The 20160-nt window shown below is 32.1% G+C and carries 14 protein-coding genes and 1 pseudogene; 2 read left to right on the forward strand and 13 right to left on the reverse strand.

Translation table 11 applies throughout. The features are described from left to right. Window positions 1-230 precede the first annotated feature (230 nt). Entirely contained in the window at window positions 231-1460 is a 1230-nt protein-coding gene (locus tag AC22L0_RS11825) for a helix-turn-helix domain-containing protein (protein WP_087875534.1), read from the reverse strand. Window positions 1461-1889: 429 nt separating this feature from the next. Here AC22L0_RS11825 and AC22L0_RS11830 point away from each other — a divergent pair, with 429 nt between their 5' ends. Then, window positions 1890-2018, forward strand: a complete 129-nt coding sequence (locus tag AC22L0_RS11830; protein WP_000939299.1) for a hypothetical protein — start codon at window positions 1890-1892, stop codon at window positions 2016-2018. 746 nt (window positions 2019-2764) lie between these two features. Here AC22L0_RS11830 and AC22L0_RS11835 read toward each other — a convergent pair. The 11 genes and pseudogenes from AC22L0_RS11835 to AC22L0_RS11885 form a co-directional block, all read right to left on the reverse strand. Next, window positions 2765-2995 carry an alpha/beta-type small acid-soluble spore protein gene (locus tag AC22L0_RS11835; RefSeq protein WP_000897397.1) on the reverse strand — a complete coding sequence of 77 codons (231 nt, stop codon included), beginning with the start codon at window positions 2993-2995 and terminating at the stop codon, window positions 2765-2767. Between the two features lie 166 nt (window positions 2996-3161). After that, entirely contained in the window at window positions 3162-3803 is a 642-nt protein-coding gene (locus tag AC22L0_RS11840) for a GIY-YIG nuclease family protein (RefSeq protein ID WP_087965159.1), read from the reverse strand. A gap of 165 nt (window positions 3804-3968) precedes the next feature. Further along, window positions 3969-5385 (reverse strand): annotated as a pseudogene (locus AC22L0_RS11845) (amino acid permease). Between the two features lie 133 nt (window positions 5386-5518). Further along, the gene (gene proC / locus AC22L0_RS11850) at window positions 5519-6337 is read right to left on the reverse strand and encodes a pyrroline-5-carboxylate reductase (protein ID WP_048568447.1); all 819 of its coding nucleotides are present in this window, start codon (window positions 6335-6337) and stop codon (window positions 5519-5521) included. 324 nt (window positions 6338-6661) lie between these two features. Continuing rightward, entirely contained in the window at window positions 6662-7855 is a 1194-nt protein-coding gene (locus tag AC22L0_RS11855) for a Ger(x)C family spore germination protein (RefSeq protein WP_000790799.1), read from the reverse strand. Next, complete coding sequence (locus AC22L0_RS11860; protein ID WP_000628929.1) at window positions 7852-8943, reverse strand: spore germination protein; 1092 nt, start codon at window positions 8941-8943, stop codon at window positions 7852-7854. Before AC22L0_RS11860 ends, AC22L0_RS11855 begins: the two co-directional genes overlap by 4 nt. A 26-nt stretch (window positions 8944-8969) precedes the next feature. Continuing rightward, window positions 8970-10544, reverse strand: coding sequence for a spore germination protein (locus tag AC22L0_RS11865; RefSeq protein ID WP_000119228.1), 1575 nt, complete (start codon window positions 10542-10544; stop codon window positions 8970-8972). Between the two features lie 659 nt (window positions 10545-11203). Further along, window positions 11204-12148, reverse strand: a complete 945-nt coding sequence (locus tag AC22L0_RS11870) for a response regulator (RefSeq protein WP_044584615.1) — start codon at window positions 12146-12148, stop codon at window positions 11204-11206. A 4-nt stretch (window positions 12149-12152) separates the two neighbouring features. After that, window positions 12153-13469 carry a sensor histidine kinase gene (locus tag AC22L0_RS11875; RefSeq protein ID WP_000584794.1) on the reverse strand — a complete coding sequence of 439 codons (1317 nt, stop codon included), beginning with the start codon at window positions 13467-13469 and terminating at the stop codon, window positions 12153-12155. Window positions 13470-13702: 233 nt separating this feature from the next. Next, window positions 13703-14683, reverse strand: coding sequence for a glutaminase GlsA (gene glsA, locus AC22L0_RS11880; protein WP_000588648.1), 981 nt, complete (start codon window positions 14681-14683; stop codon window positions 13703-13705). A gap of 124 nt (window positions 14684-14807) precedes the next feature. Continuing rightward, window positions 14808-16232 carry an alanine/glycine:cation symporter family protein gene (locus AC22L0_RS11885; RefSeq protein WP_087965153.1) on the reverse strand — a complete coding sequence of 475 codons (1425 nt, stop codon included), beginning with the start codon at window positions 16230-16232 and terminating at the stop codon, window positions 14808-14810. A gap of 958 nt (window positions 16233-17190) precedes the next feature. Between AC22L0_RS11885 and AC22L0_RS11890 the strand changes: the two genes are divergently transcribed. Then, on the forward strand, window positions 17191-18342 hold the full coding sequence (locus tag AC22L0_RS11890) for an anion transporter (protein WP_000659287.1): 1152 nt from the start codon (window positions 17191-17193) through the stop codon (window positions 18340-18342). 465 nt (window positions 18343-18807) lie between these two features. Here AC22L0_RS11890 and AC22L0_RS11895 read toward each other — a convergent pair whose 3' ends face one another. After that, window positions 18808-19965 carry a serine hydrolase domain-containing protein gene (locus AC22L0_RS11895; RefSeq protein ID WP_070756674.1) on the reverse strand — a complete coding sequence of 386 codons (1158 nt, stop codon included), beginning with the start codon at window positions 19963-19965 and terminating at the stop codon, window positions 18808-18810. Window positions 19966-20160: the final 195 nt, after the last annotated feature.

Consider the following 20160-nt stretch of genomic DNA (forward strand, 5'->3'; position numbering starts at 1 on the left):
TTAAAAAAATAGATATACTTTGTTTCTCCATTATTTTTCTAACTCCTAAAAATTGAAACTGTTCCGCTAACAAGATAATATCTGGTTAATCTCATACGTCTATTTGAATACAAGTTCTTTTTCTAGACAAATCACAAACTCTTTCTAGAGTAATAAGTCCAGTATTTTCATCTTTTGGGATACTTACACCCATGTTTAAGTCTTTACATTGGAGACAGCAAATAACAAGCTTATATTATTGTATATTTTTCACGGTACTGCCTAGGAGTCATGCTAGTGATTTTTTTGAAAACTCTTATAAAATAACTTTGGTCATTAAAGTTAAGCCAAGCACAGATATCTGATAACGAATAAGTAGTGAGGGTTAATAATTTCTTTGCTTCTTCCACTCGTTCCCTTTGAATATATTCGCTTAAAGTAATTCCCATTTCTTTTTTAAATAGTTTAGACAGATAAGTAGGCGTAATTTCTAAATGATTAGCAAGTTCATTCAGAGATATTCCATCGTAAACATTTTTATTAATATGTTTTATACATGTAGTAACCGCGTAAGAATACTTTTTTGCATTGTATTCTTTCACACGATCTGCAAAGGTACGTAAAGCGTCCCCTGATAATCGCTTTACAGATGCTACATTATCTAATTGTTCTAGGGTTTGTATATATAAAATACTATGGGCAAAAGCAATATCTGGTGGCAGATTTCCTTCTATTGCATATCGAGTGGCTAAGGTAATCGCAATAATTCCAAGGTTTTTTTGATTCCTGAGCGGATCCTCTACTAGCATAAGTTCAACATCTTCTTGCGAAACCGCATACATATACTGTATTAACTTTTTTTTATTTCCTTCTTTGATAGTCGAAAAGAAATCATTTACTAATGCCATATTGTGCGTTTTAGGTTTATTTTGTCGACGTTTTAAAATATATAAATCAGGTTTCACATTTTTATTAGGAGTTTCCTCTAGTACTTTATTTTTTTCCAAGACAATATCTACATCTAACTTTTCATTGAAAATCATGTAATGTAATAAAATTCCCATATCAATTAATGTAGTTTTTTTAATCTCAGATAAACACTGATAATAGGCAAGTCTTTCTTGAATGTTATCATTTGATTTAAATTCTTTCTGAAATTTTATGATCATATCATCTGAATCTTTTGAATGTATAGTAGGACCGATTATAATAGTCCCTTTAATATCATCATGATTTTCTATATGAATTAGAACAAAATTTTCAAGATAGTTGTTGCTTCGAAAAAGTGGCAAGTTACAGGGATCGTTTTCTTGATAAATATCACTAAGATGTTCTTCTTTTGAAGAATAAAAAGGACTACAAACATTATCAGATGTAGAATGATATAAAATTTTTCTGTCTGCAGATAAAATATGTACAGGGGCATTAAATGCTTTATGTGCAAGATCACACAAGTGTTGTATATCGATAGAAGTATTCATTACATTCTCCTTTATAGATCCATAAAATATATTTTGTTATATATAATTCACGACAAATAATACTATAAAATATCAAATTAGTACAATTCACAACAAAATATTACTATATCTTTTTTATAAAAATCATATATTATTTAATTGTAGTTAGCATCTAAATATCAGAGTAGATAAGTAAAGGAAATACACTAAGTTCTTTTCTTAATTCTACAAAATATAATTATTGAACTTGAGAAAACAGTGAAGTACTTCAAAATACAGTGGTAGTCAATGCGAGGACCAAGCTGGAAAAAGATTTAAAATAAAGCGAAAGTAACAGGAGATACTGTACCACCGTAAGAAACAACAGTCAAAGTTCCAATTCAATCATTTATACAAATTGAATTCAAAAAATAAATACTGCTAATTTAAATGTGAAACTGAAAAACTATTTTGCTCCAAATTTTAGAAAAAGATAATAAAGAAGTTGTGAAATTGGAAACAGATGAAAGCGATACGGCTATTTTTGAAGCACTATGCTTTGAAAAGTACAAGGTGGAGGAAATTCAAGTACTCAATTAAATATTTAATTGAGAGAAAGGTCTTTTCATCAACTAAAAATAAAAAACGAATGGAATATTCAAAAACATGACACTATATTACTGGTCGTAACAATAGTTTTACTTTCCACAAAAGAGGAAAAATATATAGACTTTACAAATACTAAGAATAGCAAACTAGATAGTTTTATTACCGCATCACATAAAGTGAAACTTTAATCAGTGGGGGTTTTGTTCATCCCCCACTGATTATTAGCTCTCACCAATCGGGCTTTTACGGGCAGCCCGCCCCCCACCTAACTTCTTTGCTTCCGCTGAATTTTGAGGTGGAGGTCTTACTGCCCGGCAAATAGCGGGATAAACTTATTATTAATTTCCAAATACAATAGTTGTTAATCAACAAAAAAACTTCAATAATTAAGGTGCACAGTAAATTGACCTCAAAACAGTAATTACTACAATATCAGTTTTTACTTATTCTATAAAAAAGAAATATCACTTAATAATTATTACTTTATATCAATTTAGACATAAAACATTTTATTATATCGGCTTAAGTATTATGAAATTAAAATTACAAATAACACCAAAACTCTTTTAAGGGCCCATACATCGTTCGTATCGGGTTGATTATCTTTTGATACCTATGTCATTAATACAACTAAAAAAGTTTATTACAAAGGAATCTGAGAGGTTTTTTCGATTTCAAAATTTATTTTTTTGTAAATTAAAGGAAAAATAATCCATATACATATACGGATTATTTTCTTAGTGTACTCTGTATTGACCTGTTAACTGTTTTTCAGCCATTCGAACTAAGCGTTTTGTAATCTCTCCACCGATCCGAACCATTTGCAGATGATGTGATGTATCAGGTCCCAGTGTGACTCCTAGTTCAAAAGCAATTTCATACTTCATTTGCTCAATAGTACTTGTAGTAGCAGAAATAAGAATTTCATTTGTATTACTTTCGCATCTTTGAATATTTATAAATAACATGTACCTAATTATGCTATTTATGCATGAGCAACCTAATTTATTCCAGTATTTTTATAGGAACCCTTTCCCTCCCCTTATTCCACCAATTAAATTTGAAACACAAATGTACATTGCATTTCAATATAACAATAAAAGCTACAAAAGCAACGAATTTACTATTTTAAAGTTAAGTGTTTAACCTTGAAGTACTTAAATTCTTTTTTCCAGATAAAGCATACATTATATCTTGATGTTTTATTGTCCTCTTATAATTATGTGGTATCGGGAATTTATTTCGGTGTTCTTTTATTATAATTAAAGTTTGAAGTTCTATGTTCAATACTTTTGCGAGGACATGATAGTTATATCCATTGTTTAACAGAGAAATTATGTCATAAAACATAGTTTTTCCACCCACTAATTTTACTAATTTATTCTTTAACTCATCCCCTTTTTCTTTAGCTTCATCAATTTCTAACAACATAAATTTTTTATTTGTCTGCTTAATGTATTGAGTATACAACTCTGGGAATTCTTTTTGTACTTCTTTGTTTAATACTGGTTTATATTTAATCATATAAGTAACTTGTAACAATGAGCGTTTTAACAAACTATCTTCAATGAGATACGCTACTTTATTAAATAAATGGACATATTCCTCAATATTGGAATAACTATTAAAATGAGCTAATACTCTACTTTTTATACTAAAAGCCTTGCCTACATAAATAATATTGTCATTATAATCTTTAATGAAATAAATACCACTGTCAGATTTTTTCAATTTATTATCTAATTCTTCTATACTCATAAAATGCAATTCACTCATACTTCTCTCTCCTTAGCAGTTTTAAATCGTAAAAAACAAGCAAGGTTTCTAAAAAAGTACTTAGCTGCCCTAGCATCTCTTATTTTATCTCTTGCTAAATGTCAAAAAACTGTTTCTATGTTCCTCAACTATCAATATGATTATTAATAAAATTTTCTATCGTTATTATCTCGCAATTTTATCATGTAATTTCGAGATCGTTTCCTCATTTAAATTACTGTGTTTTATCGAATAAAGGAAATATATTACTACCCCAATAGTAATCCAAATACTAAAGTACACCCATGTCCTTAACGGTAAATTTAGCATTAAAAAACACACAGCATACAATTGCAACGCATGGTAATACAGGTACAAAAGGTACCATAAATCCACGTTTTAAATTTGGGTGTGATTTACGTAGAATAATAACTGATAGACAAACTAACGCAAACGTCACCAAACTACCGATATTAACTAAATTAACTAATTCTTTCAAATCAATAAACCTAGCTATTATAGAGCTCCCTATTCCTGCCAATCCAGTTATAAAAGTGGGTGCTCCAGTTTTCTTATTAACTTTCGCAAATGATTTCGGTAACAATCCATCACGACTCATTGCAAAGAATACTCGTGTTGCCGCATACATATTGGAAAAAATAACAGCCATAAGGCCAATTACAGCACCTGCAGCAATTGCACCAGCGACTTTTCCTTGTCCTACAACTTCCATTACATAAGCCATCGCCTCAGGAACATTTAATTCTTTATAGGAAACCATTCCTGTCATAACAAGACATACCATAACATAAATAATTGTACATATGATTAATGATGCAATAATACCGATCGGAAGATTACGTTTCGGATCTTTTACTTCTTCTGCTGAAGTTGCTAATATATCAAAACCCGTAAAAGCGAATAAAATAGCTGCTCCACCCGTAAAAACTCCACTTAAACCGTATGGTGCAATTGGTATCCAGTTCATTGGTTTTACATAGAATATACCAACCGTAATAAACAACAAAATCATTCCAATTTTAATCAATACCATTGTATTATTGATTCGTTTACTTTCCCTCGTACCACGGGATAACATCCATGCTAATATCAATGTAATGATTACTGCTGGTAGATTCACAATACCACCATGCGAAGGAATCGTTACTAGAGCTTTAGGTATCTCTAATCCAAATCCCTTTATTAAATTGTGGAAATAGCCTGTCCATCCAGCAGCGACAGCCGCTGTTGCCACGATATATATTAATAGCAATGACCAACCTACTAGATGAGCAACAAACTCACCAATTGTTGCATATGAGTATGTATATACACTACCAGACGCCGGGAGTGTATAAGCAATTTCCGCGTAACATAATGCTATAAATCCACATATAATTGCTGCAAGTATAAATGAAAAAACAACTGCTGGGCCAGCATTTCTTGCTGCTACTAATCCAGTTAACACAAGAACGCCCGTTCCAACTATCGAGCCTACCCCTAACATAATTAAATCAAATGCTCCTAATGTTTTCGTTAAAGTCTTGCTTTGATTATGCTCTAACAATTGTGTAACGGATTTCTTTTTTAGTAAATTACTCATATTTTCTGTATCCCCTTTAAAATAAGGTTTATTCTTCTCGTTAGTGTTGTATATAAATTTACTTAGTTATTAACTAGCCTCATAATATTTCTTTTACATTAAATAGATTTAAAATATTATATAAATTCGCTTCTCACTTACTAGTTAAACTAGACATTTCCATAGATTTTTGCGTACAACGTTTCATAGCTGAAATGATAGCTGTTCTTAAACCTTTTTCTTCTAGCGTTACTACAGCCTCTATCGTCGTTCCACCTGGAGAACAAACCATATCCTTCAATTCACCTGGATGTATTCCTGTTTCCAATACCATTTTTGCAGAACCTAATACAGCCTGAGCAGCAAATTTATAAGCTTGTTTTCTCGACATACCGCCAAGTACAGCAGCATCTGCCATGGCTTCTATAAACATATACACATATGCTGGAGAAGAACCACTAATAGATGTAACAACATCCATTAGTTTTTCATTTATAACCTCCGTCTGGCCGAAAATATTAAATATGTTCAGTACCTCTTTTATATCTTTTTCTGTAACCATTTCATTAAAACATAACGCAGACATTCCTTCTCCAACAAGTGCCGGTGTATTAGGCATTACTCTAACAACTTTTAACTTTCTACCAAATTCATTCTCAGTGCTCTTAATACTTTTTCCTGCAGCAATAGTTACAACGATTACATCATTTTTTATTTGATCTTTTATTTGGTTAATTACCGATGAGTATAAATCTGGTTTGATTGATAAAATTAAAATGTCAGCGCTGTTAGCGACTTCATTGTTGTTAGTAGTTATAGTTATGCCATATTCATTACTAGCATTTTTTAAATTAATAACATTTAAATCTGAACAAATTATTTGATCTGGAGAAACTATATTTTTTTTAATCATCCCACCTATCATAGCAATACCCATGTTTCCACATCCGATGAATCCTATTTGTTTATTCATAATAATTTGCTCTTGCTCCTTCTACTCTAAATTTTATTGATTTTGAAATTATTATTCTAAATAAGGGCTATTACAATTACTTGGTTTATCAATAGAATTTCAAAATTCTCCTTCCTATATAGAGCTTACATATACCTCTAATAACTTCTTTGCTTTCGCTGAATTTTGAGGTGTGGGTCTTACTGCCCGGCAAATAGCGGGATAAAATCATTTCTTTAATCTATAATAAGAAGGACATAAAAAAACAAAAAGTTACAAAAATTTTCAAATTAAAACTTTTATAACTTTTTGTTTTGATGTAAATATAATTTCAATTAATGTATCTCACCGTTTTAAACTTGACGCTCCATAATCTTGTATAGTTACATTTATATGATATTTAATCGGTACTTTACTAAATGTTTGATCCCAATCTTTTTTGACTTTCTCCCATGTTCTCGGGTGTTTAATTCTTAATTGGTTGCCAAAACCCGCAATATCGACTTGGTATTCTTTTTGTATTTTTTTTGTAACATGATGTACTAAGTGCTTTACTTCTTTTTCAATAGCTTTTTCTTCCCTTTTTAAAAATTCATTTTCAAAATCTTTTCCTGATTGCATCCAATTTTCAGACAAACGCCCTTCTGATTCAATGTTTACATCAAAGGAAATATTATTTCCGTTAACATGTGGTATGATTTTGCTTTTTATTGACTTTATTTCGTATATAATGAGTTTCTTTGATTCTTTATCAAAAGTTTTTACCACACCACCATTCCTTTTTCCATTTATCCATACTACTCCTTCCAATTCCTGTTCATTTAAAAAGCCCATCAACTTTTTTGTCTTCCCTTTAATTACAGCAGCTCCTGCAAATTTTGTTTCCCCTTTTATCGAGATTACATTTTGCAAAAGAAAACTGGACCCTGACCGCATCTTTCCTTCCAATTTAGCGAGCGAGACAGGAGGTAAAATCCTTGTTGTTCTATTTCTATTATCTGCAATTCCAGACAAACGAAATGCTGGGATTTCTCCTTTTTTGTTTGATTCCAGTACCTCCTTCGCTAGACCCTTGCTAATTAAGAGCATACAGCTAAGCCGAACTTCATTGTCACGGAGATACTGTTCAAGTAATTGTTCTAAACTGAATGTACGTACAAGACTATCACTAATAACAATGTTTTTTAAATGTGGGCTGAACATTGTGCTCTCTCTTTTCAATGAAAACTCACGAACAATTTGATGAATGGAATCACCGGTCTCAGAAACATTTATATAACGTTTTTGTTGTCCATTTCCTTTACTTTGTGCTTGCGAACTAACAATTTGATAAGTAGCTGTTATAAGATTTCTTTTAGGATAACCTCCTTCCTCATCCTCTTTCTCAATTGTTGAATCCTTCCCTTTATCTAGTGCTATACCTGCAGTTAAACTCAACTCTTCTACTTCTTTACTGCTCCAACATCCTGTTAAAAATAGAAGCAAAAGCGTCCATAACAAAGCCAAATAGAACCGCATATAATTAAATTTATTTTTCACACTACTCCTCCTTTTAATCGCGTAATAATAAGAAGAAGCAGTGGCAGTAAACCAAATAAAAATAAAGCAGCATTACCGAGCATATCCCCCAATTTAAGCAAGTCATTTATATTTTTCGAAGTCATAGCAATGATGTAAATGATTGGAATCAAAGCAAAAATAAACGGATGAATTCCCTTTTTAAAGAGTTGTGCTAATCCTAATGCAGCTGCATAATAACTAATCGTATAGGTAGCAAATATTTGCATAATCCATATTACAAGCAATAAAGATTCAAAACGTTCAAATATCAATCCAGAAATTTCAAAACTGCGCATAAGATCAATTGTCGGCCATGTTCTTGTTACAACCCCATCAATTGATAATGCACCAATGACCATTACAACAGTTATTACATAAAAGATTAACGGAATAGAAATTCCAACTAAAATAGCTTTTACTGCTTTATTTCGTTGTTCCATAAATACCAAAAGAATTAACATAATTTCAGGACCTGTATATGCGAGAGACGTTGTTTTTATCCCATCTAACACTGGTTTAATCCCCAAACCCAATACGGGACGGAGATTATCTATCTCGAATATTCCGATGCTCATAAAGGAAATGATTAAAAAAATAAAAACAGTAATAGGAAATATTATTTCAAACATCCGTGCAATTGAATTAATACCACTCATAATCAAATAGAGACCTATCCACATAAAAGGCATAACAATAGCCCATGTGGGGGTTCCTTCGAGCAAAAAAAAGCTTATTACTTCTGCCATTGAACGAATTTGAAATGCTGAAGTTGTAAGAAAATACCCTATAATAAGAAAACTAAGCAACCTGCCTATCCATTTCCCTACAATATCTTGACTGTATTGGTAAAATGTTTTTTCTGGAAACTGCTGACTTAATTTGACCATAATTACTCCTGAAACCATTGCCAGTATTCCACCTAATATCACACTTAGCCATACATCTGGTGTTTTCACTTTTTCCACAGATGCTCTGGGCAAAGTGAGGATTCCTGTCCCAAGTATGTAATTTACAATAATAACAACTGCTTGCGAAGTTGTTATTCGGTCTTTAAGTTTAGTAATCACTGAAGGCCACTTCCTTTCGTCATCAGCTACCTTTTGCGGATATTTTTTTTGGTATGCATTATTTTTGGTCGACGTCTCATTATTTTTAATGGCATGCGAACCATAAAATCTTTCCAGTCACTAAATCGATATGGAACAGCAGGACTGGTATAAGGAACGCCAAAACTTTTCAGTTTCACTAAATGACTGCAAAGTAAAAGAAAGAAGAGAATAACTCCATACAAGCCAAATATCGCAGCACAAAACATAGCTATAAAACGAAGAATGCGTAACGTAATTCCCACACTATATTGCGGAATAGTAAAAGAAGAAATAGCTGTTACCGCAACAACGATAACCATTATTGGACTAACAATTCCTGCTTCTACGGCAGCCTGACCAATTATTAAACCACCCACAATTCCCATTGCAGGCCCAATCGGTTTAGGCAGACGTAAACCTGCTTCTCGCAAAACTTCGATAGCTACTTCCATAATTAACGCTTCTATTAAAGCGGGAAAAGGAACTCCTTCTCGCGATCCGATAATAGAAATAGCGAGCTTAGTGGGAATTAATCCTGGATGAAATGAAATAAAAGAAATATATAGTGCTGGGGCAAATAATGAAACAAAAGCTGTCATGAAGCGTAATAAGCGGAGAAGCGTACCAGGAAGCCACCTTTCATAATAATCTTCTGGTGATTGCAGCAGCATACTAAATGTAACTGGAGCAATTAAAACAAATGGTGTTCCATCTAACAAAATAGCTACTCGACCTTCCATTAAAGCACTAATAACACGATCAGGTCGTTCTGTATTTTGAATCTGCGGAAAAGGACTGAGATAATTATCTTCAATAAGTTGCTCTATATAACCAGATTCGAGTACACTGTCTATGTCAATTTTCTGAATTCTGTTTTTTATTTCATCCACCAATTCTGTACTAGCAAGATCTTTAATAAATGCGACAACTAACTCTTTCTTTGCACGTTCTCCTACTGGTAGCTTTACTAATGATAAGTTCTCATCCGCACAGTGTCGTCGCAAAAGTGAGGTATTATCACTCAATACTTCAGTAAAACCGACCCGTGGCCCTCTGACTAATGCCTCCGATACTGGTTCTTCAATATTTCGTTTATTTGCTTTTGTTGTACCAAGAATAAACACATCTGCTAAACCATCAATTAAAAGAGCTGTTGAACCTATCAATACTTTGGGTATTAAATCTTTTATGTAATGGACTTCTGCTACTTCACTAATTGTAAGAACTTTATTTTTAATATATTCTTTTGAAACAGTCCCCTCCACATAAGAAGATTCATTTTTATATTCATCAGAAAAATCATCCATTAGTAATTTCATAATATGTTTGTCAATTATCTCTTTATCTGATAGACCATCAACAAAAACGATCCCAGCTTGAATATCTGTGCGTCCAATATTAAACTTCCGAAAGCGAACATCAGAATTATGTCCGATTTGTTGCTTTATAAGTTCTAAGTTAGAGGCAAAATCATTTGTGAAATGAACGTTTGCATTTTGAGATGGTTTATGCTCTTGTTTCGTTTTACTTTGAATATTATTTTTTTTCACTTGTTTGTCTCTTGACTTCCACCAACTCATTCTTCCCACTCTTTCTCTGACATACGAACCCAATGAAAAAATCTTGAGATAGTATACGGAATTAAAAACAAGATAAAAGCTTGTACAAAGACTTTCCAATCTGGAAGATAAGAAGTAATTATGTTCCACATTTTTATCACCCAATTTATATACTCTGCTAGGATTGAGATTTCTAAAAAACGATATGTACTTAATAAAAAATAACTATAAGATTAAAGAGCAGAAAAGCGAGACATTATGCTTATTTAGTACAAATAACCTAATTAGTATAAAAACATTTCTGACCTAAAATACCATTTCCAATTATAATTTGTTAAATATTATCTCCTTTTCCCTTATTTATATGCCCGCATTTGAATTTCAAATAATATAAGGATCAATGATATTTCCTCTTAAAGAAAAAAAGATGCTAGAAGATAGCATCTTTTTTTAAATTCAACTTACTATGTAGTTATATTTTATTTTGGAAATACTCGTTTTTTTAATGAATATTAATGTTTAAAAAAATAAAAAATACATATTCTTTTGTTCTAAGTTCATGCACTTCTACCAAATCGATACGGAATTTTCTGATTTTAAAACTAATATGAAATAAAGGAGAATAAAAAGAAAAATTATTATCAATCTATCAATTGAAAATAATACTTAACAAGAGTTTATCATCTTAACTCCAAGTGTATTCGTTTTGCTTCAAAATAAAGAACTTGAATAAATTTTTTCGTATCAATACGAGCAGGTAATGTTGGTTCATTATTCAATTCTGTCATCTTTCTCCTTACGGTAGTAAAATCAAAAAATCTAGAAGCATAATTTTCGAACTTCGGGTTTAAAAAATCAGTAAGTCCAAGGGATGCTAAATGGTTTAATGATTGATAAATTGCTCTCCGAATCCGTTGTTTGGAAGCTTCTATGAACCTTTTTAATTCGGCATCTTCAGCTGAATCCCCAAGTTTTTTTTGAGCCAAATTCATAAAAATCTCTTTTAGTGAGGGAAAGCCTTGTTCCAACGTGTTATCTTGTTCATATTTATATAAATAATCTAGCATATCCATTAAATCTTTACTTCCACTTTCACTGGCTATTCCTAATTCAGACAAAAGAAAATGAATGGAATTTTGAAAATGATTAAAAGTATTTAAATGTTTTTCATTACGGTATTTTTCTTGCGTACTTGAATTACTATCCAATTTTAGTACCATATTAAGCGATTCTTGAATGTTTTTTATCGATTTTTCCAAACGAATTCGTTCAATGACTTTCCGAACAACTGTTAATACTTCAATCCGGTTAATTGGCTTAATAATATAGTATTCAACACCAAGCGAATAAGCTTCAGCAATTAATTCTTTTGATTCTACTTGAGAGACCATGATGATTTTCCCTTTAAACGAAGGTTTTATTTGACGGATTGTTTTTATTCCATCTTGAATCGGCATTAACAAATCGATAAATAAAATGTCTATATTTTTAAGGATTAGCATTTGTTGCTCTAAAGATAAACCATCCTCAGCTTCTCCTATAACCTCCCCAAGGTCTTCATCCTCGATAATTTGAGCCAACATTGAGCGAACCGCTTTTTCATCATCTACTATATAAAAATACATAGAATCACCCTTTCGAAATTATATGATCAATCCCTAATCTAATTATAAAAATTGATCCTTTTCCTTCGGTTCTGTCCTCAAGCGTAACATCACCTTCAAGTTGTTCGACCATTTCTTTAACATACGATAATCCGATACCTGTCGATGGGTTGCCTAAATCATCATATTTAGAAGTAAACCCAGGCTCAAAAATTGAATCTTTATATTTTGAAGAAATACCAGGACCATTATCGCCTATTTGAAATTCAACAAAATGGTGGTCTTTATTAATGTCAATTGTGATGGTTCCCATACCTTGGATAGCTTCTACAGCGTTTGTAACGATATTATTTATAATAGATAAGATTGTGTAAATATGATAATGAGAATGCACACCATCAATTTTATACACAAATTGGATGTCTTTCTCTAGCAACCGTGCATATTTCGTATTTGCCCGTATAATGATATTTACTAGTTCATGTACAGACATATAATCTGTAAAACTTTCATCAGAAATTAGTTTTGAAAGTCCAGCAAAAATACGTTGGTTATCCTTTTTAACGTCATGGACCTCACCAGCAATTTGTAATGCCTGTTGCCTTAAATCCCCAAACTGAAAATCCATCTGTTTGTGCTCAAAAGAGTCTAAGGTTTTATATAAATCATAGGATTTTTTTGTTATATTCTCAGCATCTTGTAATGTTTTTTTTAAATGAACAGCATCTTCATATAAATTAGAGATAAGCATGAGCATGTGTTCATTTTGCTTCTTTATATGTCTCTCCCTTGATTGCGCTTCATACAATTTCATCATATTGAAAAAGCTTAGAACTATAAAACTATGGGAACATGCGATAACAATAATCTCATTTATTGCCTCGGATGTGATCGATGTTTTTAATACGAAATATTGAATCATTAATTCCACACAGTCTGACAGTATTTCAATCATGCAACCAATAAAACCAATCATTAGTGGTTGATGATAAAAACGTTTGATTTTTGCTAAATGAAAGAGATACGAATAAGTAAAATAAAAGAAAAAACTAGGATAGTGAGTATGAAAAGCGGCTAGCCAATCCATATTTCCCTTTATAATGACATCCATTGAGATACGAAATACTACAACGACTATCGCTGTTAAAAAACCCGGTAAAAATGCTGGAATTCGTCGAAACAATAACAAAAAAAAGAAAAATGTTGGTGCGCCAAAGCTCATTCTAAATGTTTCATTTAAAGGAAATGACTTTATTTCACCTACTAAGGGTACTGTAAGTATCATTAAAACGAGAATATAGATGTCTTTTTTTACTAAATTACTAAGATTCAAAATAATCACTTCTCACTTTCGCCTAACAGTCAGTATACAAACCTATTTGCATTAATACAATACTTACTCTATTTTTTTCAAAAACTGATAAATAAGATATAAACGAAAGCATTATAGATTGTGAGTATTCATTACACCCTTCTACTTTAGAAAGATACTTTATAACTCAAAAATGTTCAGACACAATATAAGGTCTGAACACTTTTGGACTCGCTCTAACACCAAAATATCTGTGCTCCTTTTTAAAATATACTTAAATCCCATTCTTTTGCAATATGTTCTAACAACATAATTCCTGGTAAACTATTCCCATATTCATCAATGGCTGGTCCGTAAATACCAATACCACATCCATCTTGGAACGATAAATCCTTCCTAGATTTTGAGGGAACAAGTGTCATAATTCCACCGGATACCCCACTCTTAGCTGGTAATCCAATGAAAGCAGCAAATTTTCCAGAAGCATTGTACATTCCACAAGTTAGCATTAAAGCTTTTGTTAACCTAGCTACTTCTTTAGGGAGCACTTGTTCTTTGCGAATAGGATGATATCCATCATGTGCTAGTATAAGCCCTATTAAGGCAATATCTTCTGTATTTATTTCAATCGAACATTGTTTTAGGTAAACCTCTAGTGTCTCCTCCACATCTGATTCTAGAAAACCATTCTCCTTTAAATAGTATGCTAATGCTCTATTACGATGAGCCGTTTCCCATTCTGATTGAAATACTATTTCATTAATAGCGGGACGCTTCTCTATCATTTTTTCAATTAATACGTATAGAGATTCTAATTTTTCTTGCACCGATGTCCCTGGCAAAAGTGAAGCTATCGTAATCGCTCCAGCATTGATCATAGGATTAAAAGGTTTTCCTGGTTTATGTATCTCTAAACGAATAATTGAATTAAAGGCATCTCCAGTTGGCTCTACGTCAACTCGTTCTAATACATAAGAAATACCGCGACTTAAACAAGCGGCTATAAAACCGATTACTTTTGATATACTTTGTAATGTGAAAGGTATCTCCCAATCTCCTGATTTTATCATTGTTCCATCTGGCTTTACTATACAAATACCTAACTGCGATACATTTATTTCCCCCAGAGCGGGAATATAACTGGCGCTTCGTCCCTTAGCTGCATACGCTCGATAATGAGCTACCCATTGATCTAAGCAAACTTTTTCTTGACCCTCAACTTGAACGCTAGAATCCTTTATCATTTAATCATATTCCCCCGTACTATTAACTTTATATAGAATGATTTTTTCTTTACTATAATCAATAATATTTGCACTAGAACCAAGAAAAATATTCAGACATATTGCAGTCTGAATATCCTTCTTATTACACACTTTTCTTTTTTGAAGTTTTCTCATAACTATCCCAACATTCAATATTTTCAAGCCCTTTAATGTTTTCTTTATAAAAAACAGGATCTTTACCAGCTTTTTTCTGGTTTATATAATCTTGTAACGCCGCAAATGCTACTTTTGAAAGTAAGGTAATAGCAATTAAATTAATAATAACCATAAAGCCCATAAATAAGTCCGCTAAATCCCATACAATTTGAATCTTTGCAACAGAACCAAATACAATCATAGCCAACACACTTATTCTGTATATCATTAACCACACTTTACTTGTATGTAAGAAGCGAATATTTGTTTCACCATAATAATAGTTGCCAATTAACGCACCAAATCCAAATAAAAAAACAAAGATAGCAAGACAACCCGATGCCCAAGGACCTATGTGTTCACTTAATGCTGCTTGTGTAAGTGCAATACCATTTAACCCCGATTGTTTATATGCATCAGACAGCAAAATAATAAAGGCAGTGCTAGTACAAATGATCAGTGTATCCGTTAATACACCAAATGCTTGAATCAGTCCTTGTTTCACCGGATGACTTGTTGTTGCTGTTGCGGCAACGTTTGGTGCACTTCCCATACCAGCTTCATTTGAGAATAAACCGCGTTTAACTCCATTCATAAGTGCTGCACCAATTGAACCGCCTGCTATTTGTTTAAAACCAAATGCGTTTTGAACAATAAGAGAAAGAACTTCCGGCATTTTTGATATGTTGGTAACTACAACAAATAATGCAACTCCAATGTATAATACTGCTAAAAATACCACCTTGTATTCAGCCATTTTTGCAATACGTTGTACACCACCAAAAATAATCGCAGCGAAAGCAATGGCCATGATTATCCCAACTGTTAGACGATCTGTACCAAATGAGTTTTGAAAAGCAATTGTAACTGTATTTGATTGTACTGAATTGAATACAAGACCAAAAGTAATTGTGATTAAAATAGAGAATAATACTCCCATCCAACGTTTATTCAACCCTTTTTCCATATAATAGGATGGACCACCGCGGAAACCAGTTTTATCTTTTACTTTATATATCTGTGCTAATGTGCTTTCGACAAAACTGGAGGCCGAGCTAATAATAGAAATAATCCACATCCAAAATACAGCTCCAGGACCACCTAATGCAATTGCAATCGCAATTCCTGTGATATTCCCTGTTCCAACGCGGGCTGCCATACCAATACAAAACGCTTGAAAAGGAGAGATTTGATCTTTAGAACCACTTTTCCCCTCCATTAATACACGGACCATTTCTTTTAACATTCGAAACTGTACAAAATTCAATTTAAATGTAAAATAAATTCCGCAAATAACAAGCATAATAATTAACAATTTAGACCATAAAAAATCATTTGTTGATCCGACTAACTCTACAAAAAATCTTTCCATATTATCACTCCATACCAAAAATTTATCTATCATAATCTATATAAAATCACCTATATTCCTTGGCATAAATACCTCATTCATATTCAAATACAACAAGGATAAAAATTTTCTATATTAATAGAATTGGCCTTTTTAAACAAACATCGCAACACGCAACCGCAAAACTGAATTTTCTAAAATTTACCATTTATACACACGATGCTCTATCCCCTTCTGCAAAACTAATATTCTTATCCACTAATGTTGTTGTACTATTATGTTTGTTTCGTTTACCGGTGATTTACATTTAAATCATAATAATCAATAGTGATTAACTGGTTTTTTGTTAATTTTCTTAAGAACATGGAAATATCTCCTTTCTTACTACTAATCTCAAAAATAGGCTAGGTAAAAATTTCACGAAAAATCTATAAAGCGCTTTCAATCTTTAACTAAGAGAAGCTTGTCTTTAATTTATAATTAAAAGTACAGAATGTTACGAAAAAGTACAGATTTTTATAAAAACAAAAAAATATTTTAAGATTTTTCATCTAAAAAAACAGTGAGATTTTGTGAATTTTATACAGTATCCAAACGTCGCAGATTTTGTTCTATCTATCCTTTGACAAGCCTCTATTTTCTTCATAAAAACATGCATATTTTTTCTCTTTTAGAAGTTCATATAAATTATTTGAAATCAAGAATCAACGGAATATTATAAGAATATTTAAAAAATAAAACATTTAATTTATTTATGGTATCATACAAAAAACATTTGTTTTCTCAATTAATCCCCCTAGTTGGATTCGTCTATATTGCACATATTTACAACATGAAAGACACTAAGAAAAAAGGATTTTGTTGAAGGGATGAAACATTACAAAACTCTTATTTAGGACCTTATGTCATCCTCTTTTCTAGCAATATCGAGTTATCCCAAAAACGTATATTTACTAACATAGATTACAGGTGGTGTATTGTGAAAGAAATAGTATTCGTTCAAAATAAAAAAAGACTCCTTATGAAATTCGAATTTTTAAAAAAGGATTTAGTACTTACCATTTCACTGATACTAGCAATTGTAAGCTGCTTAATACATTCGCCAAAGATCGAATATATTAACTTTGAAGTGTTAATTAGCTTATTTAATCTAATGGTGGCCATTAAGGCCTTGGAACAGCTAAAGATATTAGACAAACTTGCCGTTGCGATTTTAAATAAATGCAATAACAGCAGGTCAATATCTATTATTCTAATTTTGTTATGCTTTATTTGCTCCATGTTTGTAACAAATGATGTTGCTCTCCTCACTTTTGTACCAATAACACTTGTCATTAGTAAAAAAACACAAATGAACATGATGGATACAATCATCCTGCAGACAATTGCGGCAAACATCGGTAGTAGCTTGATGCCTATGGGAAACCCACAAAATTTATACCTATATTCTTACTATGGAATTAAGCTCATCCCATTTTTAGGTTCAATCCTGCTTTTAGCTGTACTTGGAATTAGTTTGTTATTTATATTTACTCAAAAACTTCAAAAAACAGATTTGAAAATAGAACTACCTGTTATTACCGTGAAAAATCGAAAAAAAGCTACCGTCTGGATTTTGATACTTATTACTATCATTGCATCTATTTTTGGTGTTATTAATTATTACATTGCGCTAATAGTCACACTGATAGCAGCATTTACGTTAGATAGAAACTTACTATTTAAGATTGATTACTTTCTTCTAATAACCTTTGTCTGTTTTTTTATTTTTATCGGAAACATTTCCCATTCCGATGCACTGGGGACATTTGCTCGCGCTAATTTAAGAGGAGATACTTCAGTCTTCTTTAGTTCCATATTTTTGAGTCAATTGATTAGCAATTTTCCTACTTCAATTCTTCTATCAAACTTTACTTCTGATTGGAAAGCTTTATTACTAGGAGTAAATATTGGAGGGCTTGGAACAATTATCGCATCTTTAGCCAGTGTAATCTCCTATAAACTATTCATTCAGGCCAATGTTAAAGAGAGTAAGGCATATTTAATTAAATTTAGCATTTACAACTTTTCATTTTTAATCATACTTACATGTATACAATACTTTATCTTTAAATTTCTAAAAATTTTTTAAAAAATTGATTCCTTTAGAAAAACCCAAATATCTCAATTTAATGCTGAGATATTTGGGTTTTAATATAGGTATGTTTAAAGAGCTACAACAAAGTTACCATCAATTTAATATTTTGAGATGTTCCCAAAGCGAAAACCTTTTAGCTTTTACGTTATTTAATAGAGTTTGGTTCATTTTTTATGCACTCAGTTATATAATAAATGACTGAATTTATAGGGTAATAACTTTCAATTAATAATAGAAAGTTATTACAATGTTATTTCATTTTTGAAGTCCTCTTCACAAAATCCTTAATGTCCCTCAAATTTTTCCCACTAATATTATCTTTGATGGTTAAATTTAGTTCAATTTCTAATTTTGCAAATACTGCTCCTACACAATTATAGATACTTAATCCCTCTAAACTCTTTCAAGCGGTAATCCATTCCGATAGAAATTACAAATGACAAAATTTATCCGTTTTTCCTACTTGCTAAATTCAGCAAGTAAAATGTTTTTAAAAACTTCTGGGTTATTAAGGTTTAAACTGTTCGAATTGATAGCGAGTGTATGTTTACCTCCAAGTGTTCCACCAGCAAAAGTGGAAAACCCTGGAACGGCCCCCCTGTGTCCCCATACCGAGACACCGTTCGGAAGCTTAATTTCAAGTATTCCAAGACCATATCCGGTTCCCTCTCTATTTGTAGGAACTGTAGTAAGCATTTGTTTTAACTGCTGTTCCTTCAGTAATTTGCCACCTAGTAAGCAAGAGAAGAATTTGTTTAAGTCGTCAGCAGTAGAAATCATATCTCCATCCGAGCTACCTGGGTTAATATAAGTAACATCTTTTAGCTCACTCGCTCCGTCTAGTTGCAAATAGCCACGGGCATGCTTGGTGCCTGGAATCACGCTTGAATTACCAGGTAAAAATGTATTTGACAAATCAAGCGGTTCAATAATCCGATTTTCAACCTCTTCCGCATAGCTGTTTCCTGTTACTTTTTCAATAAGGATTCCTAGTATTACATATCCTGTATTTGAATAAGACCAACCCTTTCCTGGGGCAAAGTCTGGGGGAAGTGAAATCCCCATCTTTACAAATTCTTCAGCCGTATACGATTTTTTTATATCCGTAATATCAAAGTCTTTTGAATTTATATAGTCAGCAATACCACTTGTATGATTCAATATTTGCCGGATCGTAATCTGGTTACCATCATATCCGTTTCCTTGAATAACACCAGGTAACCATTTTTCAATGGAGTCGTCTAGATTCAAACGGTTCTCTCCAGATAATTGAAGTAGAACTGTTGCAATGAACGTTTTCGTCACACTGCCAATGCGAAAGCGAAAATCTGCTTGCATTGGTTTCTTAGTTTTCAGATCCGCTACCCCAGCACTATAACTCCAAGTTTTATCCCCCTTAGAAATTTTAGCGAGTATTCCTGGGTATCCAAGTTGCAGTTCATCTCGCATTGCTTTCTTAACGGAAGTACGATCGCTTTGCGTACTTGTTTGTAACGAACTAGATACATTTTGCGTAGATTCTGCTTTTACAACTGATGTTGGTGTTATGTATAACAGGGAACTTCCACCTATTAAAAGTGCTAGACTTGCACATGTAATTTTACTGCGTGTTTTCATAAAAAATTCCTCTCTTCTATTAAAATTGTATAGATAGTTGATAGCAGTGTCATATACGAGCCACACAGCTATCCATTCTCTCAATGATGAAAAGGCAACAATACATTTGCAATCATTGTACTCATTATTTTCACAAAACACTCTTGTTACTAATTGTTATATATATGCCGTACTTATCCCCCCTTCACGCCTCCT

It is taken from the genome of Bacillus sp. LQ01, from assembly GCF_057624735.1.